16 protein-coding genes are annotated in these 18768 nt (G+C 34.5%); 5 read left to right on the top strand and 11 right to left on the bottom strand.

All coding sequences use genetic code 11. The features are described 5' to 3' along the window. Nucleotides 1–73 precede the first annotated feature (73 nt). From F7O84_RS13415 to F7O84_RS13425, 3 genes are all read left to right on the top strand, one after another. Nucleotides 74–1147, top strand: a complete 1074-nt coding sequence (locus F7O84_RS13415; protein WP_151146128.1) for a DnaD domain protein — start codon at nucleotides 74–76, stop codon at nucleotides 1145–1147. Between the two features lie 23 nt (nucleotides 1148–1170). After that, the gene (locus F7O84_RS13420; RefSeq protein WP_151146131.1) at nucleotides 1171–2151 is read left to right on the top strand and encodes an ATP-binding protein; all 981 of its coding nucleotides are present in this window, start codon (nucleotides 1171–1173) and stop codon (nucleotides 2149–2151) included. A gap of 203 nt (nucleotides 2152–2354) precedes the next feature. Beyond that, nucleotides 2355–3542, top strand: coding sequence for a ribose-phosphate pyrophosphokinase (locus F7O84_RS13425; RefSeq protein WP_151146133.1), 1188 nt, complete (start codon nucleotides 2355–2357; stop codon nucleotides 3540–3542). 38 nt (nucleotides 3543–3580) lie between these two features. Here the strand turns inward: F7O84_RS13425 and F7O84_RS13430 are convergent, their stop codons facing one another. Further along, the gene (locus F7O84_RS13430) at nucleotides 3581–4042 is read right to left on the bottom strand and encodes a YaiI/YqxD family protein (RefSeq protein WP_151146135.1); all 462 of its coding nucleotides are present in this window, start codon (nucleotides 4040–4042) and stop codon (nucleotides 3581–3583) included. Continuing rightward, a complete protein-coding gene (locus F7O84_RS13435; protein WP_151146138.1) occupies nucleotides 4042–5175 on the bottom strand; it encodes a GGDEF domain-containing protein in 1134 nt (377 codons plus the stop codon). Before F7O84_RS13435 ends, F7O84_RS13430 begins: the two co-directional genes overlap by 1 nt. 498 nt (nucleotides 5176–5673) lie before the next feature. Between F7O84_RS13435 and glmS the strand changes: the two genes are divergently transcribed. After that, entirely contained in the window at nucleotides 5674–7491 is a 1818-nt protein-coding gene (gene glmS / locus F7O84_RS13440; RefSeq protein ID WP_151146140.1) for a glutamine--fructose-6-phosphate transaminase (isomerizing), read from the top strand. Between the two features lie 121 nt (nucleotides 7492–7612). Here the strand turns inward: glmS and F7O84_RS13445 are convergent, their stop codons facing one another. The 6 genes from F7O84_RS13445 to F7O84_RS13470 form a co-directional block, all read right to left on the bottom strand. Continuing rightward, nucleotides 7613–9769, bottom strand: coding sequence for a transglycosylase domain-containing protein (locus F7O84_RS13445; RefSeq protein ID WP_151146142.1), 2157 nt, complete (start codon nucleotides 9767–9769; stop codon nucleotides 7613–7615). A gap of 39 nt (nucleotides 9770–9808) precedes the next feature. Continuing rightward, nucleotides 9809–10318 (bottom strand): tRNA (cytidine(34)-2'-O)-methyltransferase, encoded by a 510-nt coding sequence (locus F7O84_RS13450; RefSeq protein ID WP_151146144.1) that lies wholly within the window; start codon nucleotides 10316–10318, stop codon nucleotides 9809–9811. A gap of 100 nt (nucleotides 10319–10418) precedes the next feature. Then, nucleotides 10419–11585, bottom strand: a complete 1167-nt coding sequence (locus tag F7O84_RS13455) for an aminotransferase class I/II-fold pyridoxal phosphate-dependent enzyme (protein WP_151146146.1) — start codon at nucleotides 11583–11585, stop codon at nucleotides 10419–10421. Beyond that, nucleotides 11582–12067 carry an Lrp/AsnC family transcriptional regulator gene (locus F7O84_RS13460; protein ID WP_151146149.1) on the bottom strand — a complete coding sequence of 162 codons (486 nt, stop codon included), beginning with the start codon at nucleotides 12065–12067 and terminating at the stop codon, nucleotides 11582–11584. Before F7O84_RS13460 ends, F7O84_RS13455 begins: the two co-directional genes overlap by 4 nt. 16 nt (nucleotides 12068–12083) lie before the next feature. Beyond that, entirely contained in the window at nucleotides 12084–13073 is a 990-nt protein-coding gene (locus tag F7O84_RS13465; protein ID WP_151146151.1) for an AIR synthase family protein, read from the bottom strand. A gap of 79 nt (nucleotides 13074–13152) precedes the next feature. Then, on the bottom strand, nucleotides 13153–14673 hold the full coding sequence (locus tag F7O84_RS13470; protein WP_151146153.1) for a VanW family protein: 1521 nt from the start codon (nucleotides 14671–14673) through the stop codon (nucleotides 13153–13155). Nucleotides 14674–15017: 344 nt separating this feature from the next. Between F7O84_RS13470 and F7O84_RS13475 the strand changes: the two genes are divergently transcribed. Then, a complete protein-coding gene (locus tag F7O84_RS13475; protein WP_151146155.1) occupies nucleotides 15018–15620 on the top strand; it encodes a hypothetical protein in 603 nt (200 codons plus the stop codon). Here F7O84_RS13475 and F7O84_RS13480 read toward each other — a convergent pair. Genes F7O84_RS13480 through F7O84_RS13490 form a run of 3 tightly spaced genes read right to left on the bottom strand, consistent with a single transcriptional unit; the run spans nucleotide 15613 to nucleotide 18720 of the window. Beyond that, entirely contained in the window at nucleotides 15613–16323 is a 711-nt protein-coding gene (locus tag F7O84_RS13480; protein ID WP_151146157.1) for a 3'-5' exonuclease, read from the bottom strand. The genes F7O84_RS13475 and F7O84_RS13480 overlap by 8 nt on opposite strands. Nucleotides 16324–16327: 4 nt before the next feature. Then, nucleotides 16328–16987 carry an endonuclease III gene (gene nth, locus F7O84_RS13485; protein ID WP_151146159.1) on the bottom strand — a complete coding sequence of 220 codons (660 nt, stop codon included), beginning with the start codon at nucleotides 16985–16987 and terminating at the stop codon, nucleotides 16328–16330. Continuing rightward, complete coding sequence (locus F7O84_RS13490; RefSeq protein WP_151146161.1) at nucleotides 16984–18720, bottom strand: B12-binding domain-containing radical SAM protein; 1737 nt, start codon at nucleotides 18718–18720, stop codon at nucleotides 16984–16986. The genes nth and F7O84_RS13490 overlap by 4 nt, the downstream gene beginning before the upstream one ends. Nucleotides 18721–18768 lie beyond the last annotated feature (48 nt).

Raw genomic sequence — 18768 nt, forward strand, 5'->3', positions numbered from 1 at the left:
TTCTAAAACCTATGCTATAATGAGTTCACTCATAATCAGATAAAGGTTTTAATCAGTCATTGGAGGATTGGAAATGAACAGCTTAACACTACGCATTCGAAATAAAACAGGGGCTACTATGGTGTCTAACACATTCATAGATGAGTATATGTCCGAAGCAAACGGAGAGTTTGTGAAGGTATACTTATATCTTTTACGTTGTGTTAGTCATAATAAGCAGGTTTCAATTTCTGTTATTGCTGATAAATTCAATCATACAGAAACTGATGTCATACGTGCTTTAAAATATTGGGAAAAAATGAAGCTAATTCATCTCACTTATACAAACGACATTCTGACTGAAGTGATATTTATTGATCATTCTGGACAAGACATCTTAGATGATAATGCAAGCAGTGAATCTGCTGCAATGAAGGAGCAAGCAGTTCTTCCTAGTGGTCAGTTAAAGCAGACACAAGGAACAGAACGTACCATTCCTACATACAGCGCAGAGCAAATTAAAGTCTTTCAGGAAAATGAAGACATACAGCAAATTCTATTTGTAACAGAAGCATACCTTGGAAAGACACTTAGCGTTACAGAAATTAATACCTTACTCTTCTTCTACGACGAGCTTCACTTTTCACTTGATTTGATTGAGTATTTGATTGAATACTGTGTATCAAAGGGAAGTAAGAGTATCCATTACATTAAAAAAACTGCTCTTGCTTGGGCAGAAGAAGAAATTACCACTGTCAGCCAAGCAAAAGCTTCTACGAATCTGTATCATAGGAACTGCTATACCATTTTTAACGCATTTGGAATTAAAAATAGAAAACCGGTTGAATTTGAAGTAAACTATATCAACAAATGGACAAATGATTATGCTTTCACACTTGAGATTATACATAATGCCTGCACGAGAACTTTAAAGCAAACACATCAGCCTAGTTTTGAATATGCTGATAAAATACTAACAGATTGGCATAATAAGGGTGTAAAACACATCGATGACATCAAATTACTCGATCAAGAGCATAAGAAGCAAAAAGCGCAAACTGCTGAAAAACCAAAAGATACCGGCGCAACTAAAAATAAATTCAACAACTTTAACCAAAGAAGCTATGATTACAATCAGCTAGAAAAAGAGTTGTTAAACATTAAGTAAGCCAGTTTATAGGAGGCCTAGGTATGGCACTAAAGAATTCTCAGTATGATGCAATTATGCGAGAGTACAACCAAACACAATTTAAAAATCAAAGAATATGGGATGAACGCATCAAGCAAGTTTATGCACAACATCCATCCTTTGACGAGATCGATCGAAAGATTGCTGCTCTTTCTGTAGAACAAGGTAAGAAGTTAATCAATGGTGAAATTGAAATTCTAGATCACTTAAAGGAACAGATTGAAGATTTATCAAGGCAACGCATTGCTTTATTAGAAAGTCTTGGGTATCCTAAGAACTATCTTGATCCAATTTATACTTGTTCTGATTGTAAAGATAGCGGCTATATTGGTAACAAAAAGTGCCATTGCTTCCAAAAGGCAGCCATTGATATGTTATACACATCATCAAATCTAAAGGAAGTTTTAAAAGTAGAAAACTTCAATCACTATACCTATCAGTACTATTCGGATGGGTTTAAAGACGCTTCTACTGGTTTAACAGCATTGTCTGCTGCCAAACGAGCGTTTACACAAGCAAAGAACTTTGTAGAGCAATTTGATACCGAATTTCATAATCTTTTGCTATATGGAGATACAGGAGTTGGTAAAACCTTTTTATCGAATTGTATCGCAAAGGAACTTATGGATTCATCTCATTCCGTAATTTATTTTTCTTCGTATCAGCTTTTTGATGCGTTAGCAAAAAGTACATTTTCTCCTGATTCGGAATATGATGATACTGTTGAGTACATTTTCGATTGCGATTTATTAATTATAGATGATTTAGGAACAGAGCTAACCAATTCTTTTGTTTCATCACAACTTTTTTTATGTGTTAACGAAAGACTACTTCGCAGACGTTCCACCATTATCAGTACGAATTTATCCATTGATAAGTTAGTGGATACATATTCAGAGCGTACATTTTCAAGAATATCAAGCAATTATACTATGCTAAAATTAATTGGAGATGATATTCGTCTAAAGAAAAAAAGAATGTAATGTTTGTCATAGAAATATCATATGTTTCACAATATTTTTTCATTCTTTTTACATTGTTTTTTTTTGTGTAATTTCTTGACTAACTATATGTGAAATGTTATAAATGTAGCTGATATACAAGATGAAACACAGAGGTTTCGCTTGTCATGAACAAAGTGAAGACAAATAAATCGTCTTCTAGGTACAACGGAGGTAATTATTTTATGTTGCAGCGCGACGCTAAGAATTTTGAAACTATTCCAGTGGGTACTTTGGGAATCATACCATTACAAGGATGTATGCCACTTGGTCAAAAGGTTAATGAGTATTTAATACAGTGGAGAAATGAAAGAAAAAATGACGATCATGCTACACTTGCATTTTCGGGCTATCAAAGAGATACTTATATCTTAGATGCAAAAGTTCCTCGCTTTGGTTCAGGTGAAGCAAAAGGTATTATAAATGAATCCGTTCGAGGCGATGATATTTATCTATTAGCTGATGTAACCAATCATAGTCTAACCTATTCTTTATGCGGACACACCAATCATATGTCACCAGATGATCACTTTCAGGATTTAAAACGTGTGATTGCAGCGATTGGCGGAAAAGCTCGAAGAATCAATGTCATTATGCCTTTCCTATATGAAAGTCGCCAGCATAAACGTACTTCAAGAGAATCTCTTGACTGTGCAATTGCACTTCAAGAACTTGTTAAAATGGGTGTAGACAACATTATTACCTTCGATGCACATGACCCAAGAGTACAAAACGCAATTCCATTGAATGGATTTGAAACAGTACCACCATCTTATCAATTTATAAAAGGTCTTCTTCGAAGTGAACCAGATTTACAAATCGACAGTGATCACCTAATGATTATCAGTCCAGATGAAGGTGGAATGAACCGCGCTATCTATTTAGCAAACGTTCTTGGTGTAGACATGGGTATGTTCTACAAACGTCGTGACTACTCCACTATTGTGAATGGACGTAATCCTATCGTTGCACATGAGTTCCTTGGTGCTTCCGTAGAAGGAAAAGATGTTATGATTATTGATGATATGATTTCTTCTGGCGATAGTATTTTAGATGTTGCCGCACAATTAAAAAAGAGAAAAGCAAGAAAGATATTTGCAGCATGTACCTTTGGTTTATTTACAAATGGATTGGATAAATTTGATAAGGCTTATGAAGATGGAATTATTGATCGCATCTTAACAACCAACTTAATTTATCAGACTCCTGAACTATTAGAAAAACCTTACTATGTAAGCTGTGATTTGAGTAAATACATTGCTTTAATCATTGATACATTAAATCATGACTCTTCAATTAGTGAATTGTTAAATCCAGTGGAACGCATTCATAATGTCGTGAATCTTTATAAAGAAGCACAAAAGAATAAATAAATGAAAATAAAGAAGTCAGTCACATCATTTTCCTTTCATCATTGGTGTAACTGACTCTTTTTATTTTCTTCTAACAGACGTCTAAGTGCAATTTCAAAATGTTCATCATCCTCTTTTGTGCGCTTCTTAGGTCCTTTTCCATGATAATGCGAAGAGCTTCTTCTTGCTTTTTTGGCAAGATGTCTTTCAAACATCATTTGATCAATATTCTCATTTGTATATTGTTTTCCACTTTGATGAAGAGCAAGCAAGCCTTTTCCTAATGCCATGGCAGCAACTCCATAATCCTGCGTAACTACTAAATCACCTTTTTTCCCTCTTTGAATAACCGCAAAATCAACCGCATCCATTCCCTTACTGACAGTCACGACTTCGCTATAATCACTTTCCATTCTATGGCTCGTATCTACAAATAATATAACTTTTATGCCATATTCCTTTGCCACCTTTTCAATTATTCTAACCACTGGACAAGCATCTGCATCCACTAAAAGATTCATCAAGACAAACTTCCCTTCTTTGACTTTTTATTCTCATACATTAAAATATCCACATGATGTATGAACTGTTCAATGGTATCAAAATTAGAATTTAATATATCAGATCCAAAACTACAGGAAAGTTCATATTTTTTATTTGATATTTTATTATAATTTTCAAATGCTTTATTTATTCTATCTAATGTCGATTCTAAGATGTCAACTGTTACACCTTCTAATACGATTATAAATTCATCTCCGCCCATCCTTACAATGATATCTGTTTTACGAATGGAGTTTTTAAATATTTTAGTTGCTGTCTTGATGGCTAAATCCCCTTCAAAATGTCCATAATCGTCATTAATCTCCTTTAATTTATCTATATCACAATAAATAATTCCAAGTTTATCCCCATCATAATCGGATAGTCTTTTTTTAATATAGAATTCAAAGGAACCTCTACTCCATACACCTGTTAAATAATCTAAATGAACCATTCTTTGCTGAAGAAAAGAAAACATCACAACCAAACCAAAGGCCGTACTACTCCACATATATAACGCACCATAAAATAAAGCCTGTACCAAGCCACCTATAATAGGAAGAAAGCAAAAAATCATCAATAAAGTAAATTCGTGTTTTCCCAACTTTGTTTTATTCTTTATTAACAACGCCACAATGCATATTAAATAAAAATAAATAACTATGCCAGATGCAAAATACAGATTTCCTCTCTGATAGACATTTTCGTTTGTTATATAAAAAACCAAGTGATATTTGGGTGATAGTAAGACAATAATCACATTTACTAGGAGTGGCAGTTGGAATAGGAATTGTTTTCTTTTACTCATTCTTTGATTTGACATGAATAATTTTCGAATCAAAATATATCCTCTCCACACAAGAGTGGCACTTAGAATAAACAAAAGTATGTGAATAAGGTAAGACAATATAACATAAAGCTCACCACCTTGCCTATTAACCAGACAGCTAACCGCTTCCACTATAAGCTGTATTAATATGACTGGAACTATTTTTAAATACGCTTGATTAAATGGATCACCGCTATCCAGTCTTTTCTTTGCCATAATAAAAATAAAACCTAATATCAAAAAAGCAATCAAATTTATATCTATTTTTAAGAATTCGCTCATTCCTGCACCTTCTTTAATCTAACAACCCAAGTCTCGTATGGGTTTAGTTTAAACGATAGTTATTAAAAAAACAATATATGTAATCATAAAATAGCACGAAATATGGGAATTATACATATTCTAAGCTATAATTGCAAAAATTATAGGAATAATTACCATCACTACAAGGAACAAAAGGTTCGCTTTTGAACTTACCGCGATACACATTTGCAAAAAAAATAAATTTATGTTACAATTATATGGTTTATGAATGGAGGTCATAAATTTCGAAAAGTTAAAAACTTTAGCGCCAAGCACCTGTAATGTGCGGAAAAAGAGGAAACTCTTATTACAGGTTAACGAGGTAAAGAGTGATCGATCTTTCGGCGGATGCTCTTTCGTAGAATCAGCTGCGTATATGAGAACAAAACTACAGGTAACTGTATCACAAATTTCTCATAACTGATACCAAAATAAATAATAAGAACATTGATAATTAAATAAAAGGAGATTATAACTATGTGTGGAATTATTGGCTATACAGGGGATAACTATGCCCAAAATATACTTTTAGAAGGATTGAGTCAGTTAGAGTATAGAGGCTATGACAGTGCAGGTATTGCATTATTAACGGATGACAACCAAATCATTATCAACAAAGAAATTGGAAAGGTTGCTTCCTTGGCCTCTTTATGTGGTCAGGAAAAAAACTCATCGACTTGCGGTATCGGTCATACCAGATGGGCAACCCATGGTGGAGTAACAAAAACCAATGCACATCCTCATTCCTGTGGCAAAGTATCTTTGATTCATAACGGTATTATTGAAAATTATTACAATTTAATACAAAAATATGATTTAAAAGAGAAACTTATTTCTGAAACGGATACAGAAGTAGTTGCCGCTTTACTTGATACCATTTATACCGGTGATCCTGAAAAAGCAATCAAGCAGGTAGTAGGAGAAATCAAAGGTTCGTTTGCTTTTTGTATCATGTTTGCTGATATACCAGGTGTTATCTACTGTATTCGTAATGTAAGTCCATTGGTCGCTACTTCATGTGAAAGTGGTTCTTATATTGCTTCAGACTTAACTGCCTTAATACCCTATTCAAAAGATTATTTTATCGTACCAGAATACCATGTTGTTATCTTAGAAAAAGAACACATCACTGTGAAAGATTTAGATGGCAATCATGTAAAACCAGAAATCTTAACGGTAAGCTGGGATATTGAATCAGCACAAAAAAACGGCTACCCTTATTTTATGTTAAAGGAAATTATGGAGCAGCCTACTGCGATTAAAAATACAATTGCTCCTCGTATTAAGGATTTGTTACCTGATTTTACAGATGATTTTATACCTGATTCTTTATTTGTGAATTTGAATAAAATCGCTATTATCGCTTGTGGAACTGCAATGCATGCTGGTATGGTAGCGAAAACGATGATTGAACCATTGCTTCGAATTCCTGTAACGGTATCCATTGCCTCAGAATTTCGTTATGAAGAGCCATTAGTAGATGAAAATACATTGGTTATTACCATTTCTCAATCAGGAGAAACCATTGATACGTTGGAAGCCCTACGCCTTGCAAAACGTTATAAAGGAAGAACCATTTCGATTGTTAACGTAAAGGGTTCCTCTATCGCAAGAGAAAGCGACTATGTTTTATACACCCATGCAGGCCCTGAAATTGCGGTGGCAAGTACCAAAGCATATACGGTACAACTTGCTGCTCTTTATTTGCTTGGATGTAAAGCTGCTTTGATTAACGATAAATATTCTAAAGAACAAGCAAAAGAATTTATTACGAATTTGACCAAGGTAATCGATGATATCACTTTATTACTAAAGGATACGACACATATTAAAGAAATTGCAGAAAAAATCACCAAAGCAAGTGATGCCTTTTTTATTGGAAGAGGACTTGATTATACACTCTCACTAGAAGGTGCTTTGAAGTTAAAGGAAATATCATATATCCATGCGGAAGCTTATGCTGCTGGCGAATTAAAGCACGGAACAATTGCTTTAATCAGCGACGATGTGCCTGTTATTGCTCTTGCAACGCAAGAAAAAGTATATGGTAAGGTAATTTCTAACATTCGTGAAGTAAAGGCAAGAAATGCATATGTCATCTTATTAAGCTGTGATGATGAGATATCAGATTCTTCCATCTGTGATGTGCATATTCCTTTATCAAAAGCAGATGATTTGTTCACTGTTTTTCAATCCGCAGTCATTTTACAATTGATTGCTTATTACACATCTGATGCAAAAGGATTAGACGTTGATAAACCGCGTAACCTTGCAAAATCAGTAACAGTAGAATAAAAAACACAATCCTTCGATAAGAACATTTACATTATGTAAATCAATTCTTATTGAAGGATTTTTCATTGAAAAGCTAATATTATACTCTATTTATTAACACATTTTGTTCTTAATAACTAAATTACTGTTGTGCATCAAAATATGAGTCTGGCGGAGCTGTTGGAATTTGAGTCTCGTGCTCTGCTTCATTGCCAGGTATCTGCGACGCATCAGAATCCTGTTGATTTGTCGTATCTTCAATCACGTCCGTATTAAAATCTTTTGCTGTTTTTATATTTTTACTGCTTGAATTATAATTGGCATATGGTGTAAAGTCTATTGATTCTAAGTCGCTATGTATTCCTGCCATAAACGTGCGCCATATTCTTCCTGGGTAACTAGAGCCAGTTAGACCTTCCACTTCTCTTGGCATATCACAGCCTACCCATACACTTGTTGTGTAATAGGTGCTGTATCCTACAAACCAGCCATCTTTATTATCATTAGTTGTCCCTGTTTTTCCAGCAGTTGTCATATTACTTATACTAAGTGTCCTTCCAGTTCCTTGAGTCATAACACTCGTCAATACATCCGTTGTCATTCTTGCTGCATTTTCTTTGTAAATTTGCTTTGTATTGGTATTTCCCTGATATATAACCTCTCCGTTTGACGCAACAATTTTAGTAATGCAGGTTGGATTGCGATAAACACCATCGTTTTCAAGGGTGGAAAAAGCTGCCGCCATTTCAAGACTGCTAACACCTGTTGTGAATCCACCAAGTGCGGTTGCATTTCTATAATCATCCTTTTCTATCTTTGCAAAGTTCATTTCCTTTAAATAGGATAACCCAACGGTTGGCGTTATTTCATCCAAAAGTTTCCATGCAACTGTATTAGTCGACTTCATAACTGCATGACGAAGACTTATACTTCCTGCATAACCACCACCATAGTTTTTCGGTCCGTTTTCAATTGGCTCATCCACTAACACAGAATCGGGAGTATATCCCTTTTCAAATGCTGGTGCATATACAATTAACGGCTTTATCGCACTTCCTGGTTGTCTAAAGCTTTGATAGGCTCGATTTAGTGTATATCCATTTGTTTCCTGACTTCTTCCACCAATGATTGCTACTACGTTTCCTGTTTTATTATCAATGCAAGTGGCGGAGGCTTGCATATTATAGATACCCTCATCATTCACACTAACAAATGCATAAAGCTCATCATCAATTGCTCGTTGAAGCTGTTCTTGAAAGTCCATATTCATGGATGTGTATACTCGATATCCTCTTGTATATAGGGCATTCTGACACTCTGCATACAGTGCATCATACTGCTCTTGGTAGGAACTTTGCTCCTCCCTTGAATTAAAGTAAGATTTAAACTGAAATCCTCTCGCTTCCATAAGAGCCCTTATAGCGCTATAATAAATATAGGTTTCTGCATAATTATGTTTAATACTCTTTTCTTGATTCATATTCAATACAATTTCTTCTTGTATCGCCTCGTCATAAGCTTCTTTCGTAATTTTACCATCTTCAAGCATCTGCGATAAAATACGGTTTCTTCTAGAGAGAGTATTTTCTATGTGATCTTTTGGATCATAAATCGTAGGGTTATTGGGAATCGCAGCTAAAAAAGCAATTTGTGATAAGGATAGATTTTGTACATCTGTGCTAAAATACCCCATACTAGCCGCTTGGATTCCATAATATCCATTTGCAAAATAGATATTATTAATATAAAACTCTAATATTGCTGATTTGGTATAAATCTTTTCAATTTCTAATGCAATAAAAATTTCTTCTACTTTACGCTCCCAACTCACGCGATTGGTTAAAAAAATATTTCGGCTTAACTGTTGTGTAATCGTACTGGCACCTTGCGTAATGGTTTGATGCTTCATAATTGAAATAGCAGCTCTTACAATAGCTTTATAATCAATGCCTTTATGCGAATAGAATTTTTTGTCTTCAATTGTAATAAATGCATTCTTTACATAGGTAGGAATACTTTTTGAATCTAAATAATAGATTCCCTTGTCCCCCTTTAAACTTGCTATCTGATCTCCATTCCCATCATATACTAATGTCGTTTGTGAGTCTTGAAATGTTTCAATTGAGGAGGATTTTACAAGTCTGACAGCCTCTTCCTTTAATTTTAAAACCGTTGGCCCTATTCCAGTCGCATAAAGTCCTGCTACTGTAACAATACCCATAATCAAGATAAACAAGCTTAATCCTAGAAATACTTTTAGTAATGCAGGCGTCTTCTTTTTCTTTCGTTTCTTAGCCATCATGCTCCTCCTCTCTTTAAAAATCATATCGCAAATTTGCTATTCCCCAGTTTTCCAATGTAGTCTATGAAGGTTCCCCGTAAGTTCCATATGATCAAAGTTATTTTGTCTTAATGCTTCGTAAAGTACAATTGCTACCGAATTTGACAGATTCAGTGAACGAATATCCCCTATCATCGGAATACGAATTGCAGTCTCTTCATGGTCAACTAAAATTTCTTCTGGGATTCCAGCACTTTCCTTTCCAAACATAATATAACAGTTTGGTTCATATGCTACCTGCGTATAAGTTTGCTTTGCCTTTGTTGTAGCCATGTATATTTTAGCGTCAGGATTACGATTTAGAAAATCTTCGTAGTTTACATAAGTTGTTACATCAAGATCCTTCCAATAATCCATTCCCGCACGTTTGATTGATTTTTCATTTAAGTGAAAGCCAAGTGGTTCAATCAAATGAAGTCTCGTACCTGTTGCTACACAGGTCCTTCCTATATTACCCGTATTGGCTGGTATTTCTGGTTCAAATAGTACAATATTTAACACTGCCATTATATTTTCCTCCATATATAGGAAAGGGATATTTCAGAAAGAAACGCTTGCTTTCTGATACATCCCCTATCCCATTCTTTCTACTATAGAATGACTACATTTATTTATTTCTTAATCGAAATACAAACTTCTCTAAACGATCCAAGGCAACCTTTAAGTCCTCTAATGAATATGCATAAGAAATTCTTAAAAAGCCCTCTCCACAATCACCAAATGCGGTACCTGGAACCACTGCTACTTTTTCTTCTTCTAGAAATTTTGTAGCAAATTCGTCTGAAGTAATACCAAATTCTTTAATGCAAGGAAACACATAAAAAGCACCATAGGGTTCAAAGCACTCTAATTTCATTTCGCGGAATCGATGCATGAGATATTTTCTTCTCTGGTTATAGGATTCTCGCATTTCTTCCACATCTTTATCACCATTTCTTAATGCCTCCACTGCCGCATATTGGCTATTCGTAGGAGCACACATAATCGCAAACTGATGTATCTTTGTCATTTGCTCAATAATTTTTTCTGGACCACACGCATAGCCAAGCCTCCAGCCAGTCATTGCATATGATTTAGAAAAACCATTGATAACGATAGTTCTCTCTCTCATTCCCGGAAGTGATGCAATAGAAACGTGAGCTTTGTCATAGGAAAGTTCTGAATATATTTCATCTGACATTACAAAAATATCTTTTTCAATGATTACCTGTGCAATCTCTTCCAGTTCTTCCTTCGTCATAATTGCACCCGTTGGATTATTTGGGAATGGTAGGATTAAAACCTTTGTTTTATCTGTTATACTATTTAAAAGCTCTTCTTTTGTTAACTTAAATTCATTCTCAGCCTTTAATTCTATAATAACTGGCTTTGCATCGGCTAAAATAGCACAAGGAAGATAAGATACATAGCTTGGCTGTGGAATTAAAACTTCATCACCAGGATTAATCATTGCACGAAGCCCTATATCAATTGCTTCGCTTCCTCCAACGGTAACGATTACCTCCGAATTATAATCATAAGATAAATTAACTCTTCGATTTAAATACTTGCATATTTCTATTTTTAATTCTTTTAGCCCTGCATTTGATGTATAGAAGGTTCTTCCTTTTTCTAATGTATAAATGCCTTCTTCTCTTATATGCCAAGGTGTCTGGAAATCTGGCTCACCCACACCAAGTGATATTGCATCCTTCATTTCGCTTACAATATCAAAAAACTTACGAATTCCAGAAGGTTGTATTTGCATTACTTTATCTGATAATGGATTTCTCAAGGTGTCACCAGCATCCTTTCATCTGAAGTATTTTTAGGAAGCATAACTGTTCCATGATCTTTGTATTTTTTAAGAACAAAATGAGTAGCGGTACTAAGTACGGCATCAAGAGTCGATAACTTCTCTGTGACAAACATAGATACATCTCTCAAATTCTTTTCTTCTAGGGTTACAAGAAGGTCGTACCCACCTGAAATCAAATAAACCGCACGTACTTCTGGATAATTATAGATTCTTTCCGCAATCTTATCAAAACCTTGCCCACGTTGAGGTGTTACTTTTACTTCAATCAAGGCAGTTACTTTTTCAGTTGAGGTTTTGTCCCAATTAATCAATGTATGGTAGCCACATATTACTCTCTCTTTTTCCATTTGTGCTACTTCATTGGCAATTACAGCTTCATCGACTCCTAATATAATCGATAATTCTTGTAGATCAATCTTACTGTTTTTCTCAATAAAAGTTAAAATTGTCTCTCTCATCTTTGATTCTCCAATCTTACTCACATTTTATATTATATAGTTCATCACCTTTTGGAGGCTCCAGAAATCGCTTTTCTTCTTCATTTAAAATGACTCTGTCTTTACTCTTTGTGGCTTTACCAACAACAGCGGCACTAATTCCTGCCTTTTCTAAATTTCGAACCAAATCATATCCATTGTCAATCGCCATTAGCATACTTCCACTTGAAATAAGACCATATGGATTGATATGAAAAAATTCGCAAACTTCGATTGTTTCCTGCCTAATCGGTATCTTTTTTAAATCAATTTCTAGTCCGACGCCAGATGCTTCTGCCATTTCCCAAAGAGCACCGTAAATTCCGCCCTCCGTCACGTCATGCATTGCACTAACGCCAGACTTAACGGCTTGGCCGGCCTCCTTTACTACTGATATATATTGATCGAAACCTTTTGCTGTTTCTACAAGAGTTCTTGGATACTTCTTAATAAGAGCAGTTTCATGCTCCTTTGCGAGAATCGATGTACCTTCCAAGCCTATCCATTTGGATACAACAATATCCTGACCAGGTTTTGCCCCGCCCGTTGATATCATTTTTCCATCCTTTACTTTTCCGACACCTGTTACACTGATAATTGGTTGATTCACTGCTTTTGTGATCTCTGTATGTCCACCCACTACCTGGATATGTAGTTTTTTGCAAGTTTCTTCCACCTGTTGCATCATTTCTTTTAAATCAGATTCAAACACATCCTCTGGTAACAAAACAGTTAACATAATCCCTACAGGTTCTGCACCCGCTGAAGCTAAATCATTTGCAGTAACATGCACAGATAAGGAACCAATATCCTTAACGGTACCGGTAATTGGATCTGTTGAGATAACAAAGGTTTCATCTGCTGCAAGCTTGATTGCAGCACAATCTTCTCCAACCCCCGCACCTAATACAACTTCTTCTCTTTTTGTCCTTATCTGTTTAAATATGGAACGTTTTAAAACACTTTCCGATACTTTCCCTATTTTCATGCTCTGCACTCCAAACTTTACGTCATTTGATGTATATAAATTGCTGTCTATTCTATCTTTACGTTTTTAAAAACTCCTATTATTCTACTGCTGCTTCTTGTGCCGCTAATGCTTCTGCCTGTGCTTGTAATGCTGCTGCCTGATTTACAACACCTGCTAAACTATCAATGGTAGCTGTAACAGTAGCCACATCGTTAGTAGCAACAGCTGCCGCTAAGGTAGCAACGCTTACTTCATCGCCCCATGCAGTTCCAACCGATACATATGCTGGCTCAGCTTTGTAAGAGCTGTAATTTACTTCTGTTACTTGTGTTTCTTTTCCATCCACATATACATGCTTATATAATTTAGCTGTATATCCTGTATGTGGAGATTGTGTCTGCTTTTGCTGTCCGAATAACAAGGAGTTATCAATTACATATTTAACACCAGTTGGTTCTGTTGTTGTTAAGGTGACACTCTTATACTCAACTTTACGATTGGCTGGTCTTGTTTCATGTCCATAGATACTAAAGGTAATTTTCTTACCACTTGTGATTCCTTCAATATAAATTGGCGCATCCGTTGTATTCACGAATTGAAAATCTTTTCCTGCTGATTCTGCAATGGCTGCATCAGCGGATGGATCAACATAACTTACAATCATAGAGTGATTATGTCTTTCTGTCACTTCTAATTCTGCTCTTAATACAGCATTGTATAACGTGGTAGAAACCTGACATATTCCTCCCCCAAGACTATCTACAACTTGGCCTTGAAGATAGGAGCCTGCTAAATAATACCCATTTTCAACCGAAAAAGGCGAAATGGCTTTATACGTAGAAAAAGTTTCACCAGGTAGTAATACCGTTCCATTTACAAGTCTTGCTCCATTATCAATATTAGCAGATCTTGCAAAGCCAGAGCTTGAGTAGCTCGTGGTAAAGGTTGCTAACACATCATTTACTTTATCAAAATCATCCTTGGTTGCTTTTGGCTGTACCAATTCAACTGCTAATTCGATACTGGTGTCTGCTTTATCCCATTCTTTTAAGCTGTCTTCGACTAATTTAACAGATGCTAAAACATCAACTCCGACTCCTGTTTGACCATCTGTCACAACAAATTTACCGTTTTCTCTTTTAATGGATGCATCAATTGGCTCTACGTTAAATACAAGACATTTTTCATTAATCACAGCTTCAATTTTATTTTGGTCAAAGCTGATTTCAATTGGATAATTTTTATTTTCGCGCTCTAAATCCTTTAACGCTTTATATCTTTGAATGATGTTTCCTGTTTTACCAAGATTAGCTGCATCCTCAACAACATCTTTATTCTTCCATTCCATTCCAAGATCAGAAGCACTTACAACCACTTCATTAGAATCAATTACAAATGTTATCGTTTTGTCTCCAAGGTCAGCTAGATACGATTCAATTACTTCGGTCGCTTCTTCTTGACTCATACCCGAAACATCTATCTCATCAATATAAATACCATTGCTAATTGTATTACTTTTTTCCTTTGAATCTGCCTGTACTTGTATCTTAAAACCAAGTACCACTGTTAATACGACAAGCATACAAACAAAAGATACTAAAATTTTCCTACATTTCATTTTTGATACCTCATTTACTAATCATTCATTTTATCACAATTTTTGCCATTTGCATATGGCATAGTAATAAAAAATTACAGTTTCCTATACTAAACTTCGTTGACATTTGCCTATCATTTCCTGTATATTATTAAACATAATACAAATTATTTTTACTATAGACATGCAGCAACATACTGGATACTAAATTGCAGGTAATATAACTGCTAATAACATGGAAATAACTAATATAATAATTATTATGCTTGAAATTGTTTTCTTTGTTTTTGAGCTATTGAAATTAATCATAATTTCCTCCTTCTACTGTTGCACTTTATTTGATACCTGAAAGGTGGTATACTCATATGCCTATGTTTCTAATTAGCATTATCCTATTAACAGCATGGTTTTCCTTTGCCAGAAAAAGAGCTTCCTCTTTACAGGCTGAAAAATCAGAGACGTTTTGGGAAAATGAATCTAAAGCCAATAATACCAGAAAAACTTCTCTAGAATGTTTAGATTATATTACAATTCCATTAAATTTAAGGTCTATTTCCAATGATTGTAAGGATTCTTTTGTTGTGGAATATTGCAATAAACTTAATATGTTATCTGAAAAGAAAATTGTTAATTTAACAGGTATTAGCAATACAGATTTAAAATCAAACTATGGAACGGCTAACTTGTCAATTCTTACGCAATACGACCAAAACTTTACCGATTTGGCACAAACCTTAAATAACTTAGGAAAGCGTCTTTATGAATTGGATGAAAGAAGTCTTTCCATTAACGTACTTGAATTTGCTGTTTCCTGTAAAAGTGATATTAGCCACACATACAAATTACTATCTAAATTATACATAGATACCAATCAACCTGAAAAAATAGAAGATTTAAAACAGACAGCAAGTTCACTCAACTCTCTTATGAAACAATCAATTCTTCGTTATTTGGAATCCGTTAAATAATTTTTCCGTACTGCAAAATGATACCATCTATCATTCGTGAAGCCTCATTTTTAGTAAGACTTTCAACTTGTACAGTTAAGCTTATTTTATGATATTTCGCTAAATCAATCAAGTAAATTTTTTGCCTTGGAGTGATAGGGCTTTCCCTCTTCACCTCATAATGGAGCTTAAAGGGCTTAAACAGCTCTTCATTTCCAACAAAAAAACGTTCACCTAAAACTTGATATAACTGACTAGCAGCAAGTGCATCATAATAAGCACGATGCTTTTCTTTTTGTATAATTTGGTAATATTCACACAAATACTCCAAGGAACGTTTCTCTAATTCAGGAAGAAACCTTCTTGCTAATTTTAATGTATCAATGGCTTCTTTTTCAAAAGTCATTTTTAGATTGGTAGCCGCTTTTTTTACAAAACTATAATCAAAGATGATATTATGACCAAGTAAAACCTCGTCTCCACAAAAATCAAGAAGTTCTACCATGACCTTTTCTATCTCTTCACCCTCCTCCATCATCTCTTGTGTAATTCCCGTAAGATTTACAATCTGACTTGATAGATAGGTTTTTGCATTGACTATTTTATCATAGGTGTCAATGATTTTACCCTCTTTGATTTTAACAGCTCCTACTTCTAATATTCTTGCATACTTAGGATTTAATCCTGTCGTTTCTAAGTCTAATGCAATATATGAATTTAACATCTCTTTATTCCTCTTTTTTGCGTAACTTCTTGCTTCCCATTTTTTTATATTCCGTACAATAACTTTGCAAAAAACATGCCTCGCACCTTGGACTTCTTGCAAAACATATTTCTCTTCCAAATGTAATAATCTGAATGTTGTATAAAATCCAATGATCTTTTGGTAACACCTTCATTAACTCAAACTCAATTTTTTCTGGATCGTCTTCCTTTGTAAAACCCAAACGTTTTGATATTCTTTTTACATGCGTGTCAACTACAATACTTGGCTCGTGATAGATATTTCCTCGAATCACATTAGCTGTTTTTCTACCAACTCCTGCAAGAGAAGTCAATTCTTCTATGCTTCTTGGTACTTCACCGTGAAACTCAAGCAATAACTTTTGGCAGCATAATATAATATTTTTTGCTTTATTGTGATAGAATCCAGTCGGTTTAATGTCTTGTTCTAACTCTTTTATATCGGCATCAGCAAATGCTTTTATGCTATCATACTTTTGAAATAAATCTTTCGTTACAATGTTTACTCTGGCATCTGTACACTGTGCACTTAATATTGTGGCAATCAAAAGCTGCCAAGGTTTTTCATGATTTAAGTAGCACTTGTACTCTGTTGTATATTTCTCATCTAAAAGGTCGAGAATTTCTCTTGTTCTTTTCTTCATTCTATTTCACCTACTATCTGTGTAAATGCTTCAAAGGTAAGCGGGTTTCTATTGTTATAATCAAATACTACCATAATTTTATGGTCCGTATCAGTACTTAATTTTATGGTTCTAGAGGAAAATACCTCCAGATGTGTCATTTTTCTTAGCTGTTTGGCATTAAAATTATCATAACCTACTAAGTATCGTCTTTCTTCCTCTTCTCTTCGATAGAAATCTTTGATTTCTTCTTTATAAATAGATAAATCCGTTGCCCATTCTGGTCTGGACTTTAGATTTTCTCTTAAATACAAATCAAACAGTAAAAGTTCTTTGTATAAGTCTTCATTTTTCTCATCGTATCTTTTTGCAAATGCAAGCAATATATGATATCTGGCGATTCTAGATGGACTTTGCACTATATAGCCCATTTCTTCATAAAAATCGCCAAGTGCATGATACAAATCAAATGCAGTTTCAAATACTTTTTCTAATACCGCAAGCGTCTTCGTAAACTGATTGCTGTTATAATAAAGCTCCACCATTTCCTCTACCCTTTTGATTCGTAAAAGTTCATCATGCGTAAGCCACTTGGTGTAAAGCACTTCATAAACAGGATTTGACCGATATACAATACCATACTCTTTTGCATAGGCATGCATTTTTGACCCTTTTAACACCTTTAAAAATCCAAGCTGGAGTTGTTCTGGTCTAAGCGCATATACATCATTAAAAGACTTTCGAAAACTTTCATACCCTTCATATGGCAAACCAGCAATTAAATCAAGATGCTGATGAATATTATGAAAGCTATTGATTTGTTCAACCACTTTCTTAAGATCAATAAAATCCATTGTTCGCTCAATCTCTTTTATTGTTTTCTCGTTCGTAGATTGAACTCCAATTTCTAGCTGAATGAGACCTGGTCGCATTCTCGACATAATTTCCATGTCTTCTTCGTTTAATAAATCAGCACTGATTTCAAAATGAAAGTTCGTGATTTTATTGTCTTGTTCGATTAAATACTCCCATATGGCTCTGGAATGCTTTGGATTACAATTAAACGTTCTGTCTACAAATTTTACCTGTGGGACATTATGATCAATAAAAAACTTAAGCTCCTTCTTTACCAATTCAATATCTCGAAATCTTACTTTCTTATCAATGGAAGAAAGGCAATAACTGCAAGAAAACGGACAGCCTCTGCTTGTCTCATAATATATAATTTTATTTTCAAACTGTTTTAGGTCAGAATAACAAAACGGTATTTCATCAAGACTCATTAAGTCTCTTGGGGAATTTGCTATAATTTCATTTGCATCATTTCGAAATACAAGCCCTCTAATCTTACCTAACTCAATACTTGAATCGATATAATGACAAGCAAGTTCTAAAAAGGTCTTCTCACCCTCTCCATACATAATACCTTTTAATTGCCCCATATCCTTTAAAAGCAAAGTGGTATCGTAGGATACTTCTGGCCCGCCAAGCCATATTGCAAGGCTTGGTAATAATTGAGATAAATCAGCCGTAATCTCTTTTACATACTGAAAATTCCATATATAACAAGAAAATGCCACGACATCTGGCTTCTTCTTATAGATTTCTTCTAAGATATAATCTTGCTGGTGATTAATAGTAAATTCTACTACTTCTATTTCTTTTCCATATTGTTTTGCGTAAGCTTGCAAGTCGTATACTGCAAGATTCGTGTGGATATATTTTGCATTGATTGCTACAAGTAATATTTTCATATTCATTCCATTTCTATTTCATTTTTCTATTCTTCTATCAAAACATAC

Source organism: Candidatus Galacturonatibacter soehngenii, assembly GCF_008830185.1.
In the GTDB taxonomy this organism is placed as follows: domain Bacteria; phylum Bacillota; class Clostridia; order Lachnospirales; family Lachnospiraceae; genus Lachnotalea; species Lachnotalea soehngenii.

What these genes read in the sequence shown, in the direction of transcription:
- F7O84_RS13415 (WP_151146128.1), top strand. Translation starts at nt 74, where the DNA reads ATGAACAGCTTAACACTACGCATTCGAAATAAAACAGGGGCTACTATG.
- F7O84_RS13420 (WP_151146131.1), top strand. Translation starts at nt 1,171, where the DNA reads ATGGCACTAAAGAATTCTCAGTATGATGCAATTATGCGAGAGTACAAC.
- F7O84_RS13425 (WP_151146133.1), top strand. Translation starts at nt 2,355, where the DNA reads ATGTTGCAGCGCGACGCTAAGAATTTTGAAACTATTCCAGTGGGTACT.
- F7O84_RS13430 (WP_151146135.1), bottom strand. Translation starts at nt 4,042, where the DNA reads ATGAATCTTTTAGTGGATGCAGATGCTTGTCCAGTGGTTAGAATAATT.
- F7O84_RS13435 (WP_151146138.1), bottom strand. Translation starts at nt 5,175, where the DNA reads ATGAGCGAATTCTTAAAAATAGATATAAATTTGATTGCTTTTTTGATA.
- glmS (WP_151146140.1), top strand. Translation starts at nt 5,674, where the DNA reads ATGTGTGGAATTATTGGCTATACAGGGGATAACTATGCCCAAAATATA.
- F7O84_RS13445 (WP_151146142.1), bottom strand. Translation starts at nt 9,769, where the DNA reads ATGGCTAAGAAACGAAAGAAAAAGAAGACGCCTGCATTACTAAAAGTA.
- F7O84_RS13450 (WP_151146144.1), bottom strand. Translation starts at nt 10,318, where the DNA reads ATGGCAGTGTTAAATATTGTACTATTTGAACCAGAAATACCAGCCAAT.
- F7O84_RS13460 (WP_151146149.1), bottom strand. Translation starts at nt 12,067, where the DNA reads ATGAGAGAGACAATTTTAACTTTTATTGAGAAAAACAGTAAGATTGAT.
- F7O84_RS13465 (WP_151146151.1), bottom strand. Translation starts at nt 13,073, where the DNA reads ATGAAAATAGGGAAAGTATCGGAAAGTGTTTTAAAACGTTCCATATTT.
- F7O84_RS13470 (WP_151146153.1), bottom strand. Translation starts at nt 14,673, where the DNA reads ATGAAATGTAGGAAAATTTTAGTATCTTTTGTTTGTATGCTTGTCGTA.
- F7O84_RS13475 (WP_151146155.1), top strand. Translation starts at nt 15,018, where the DNA reads ATGCCTATGTTTCTAATTAGCATTATCCTATTAACAGCATGGTTTTCC.
- F7O84_RS13480 (WP_151146157.1), bottom strand. Translation starts at nt 16,323, where the DNA reads ATGTTAAATTCATATATTGCATTAGACTTAGAAACGACAGGATTAAAT.
- nth (WP_151146159.1), bottom strand. Translation starts at nt 16,987, where the DNA reads ATGAAGAAAAGAACAAGAGAAATTCTCGACCTTTTAGATGAGAAATAT.
- F7O84_RS13490 (WP_151146161.1), bottom strand. Translation starts at nt 18,720, where the DNA reads ATGAAAATATTACTTGTAGCAATCAATGCAAAATATATCCACACGAAT.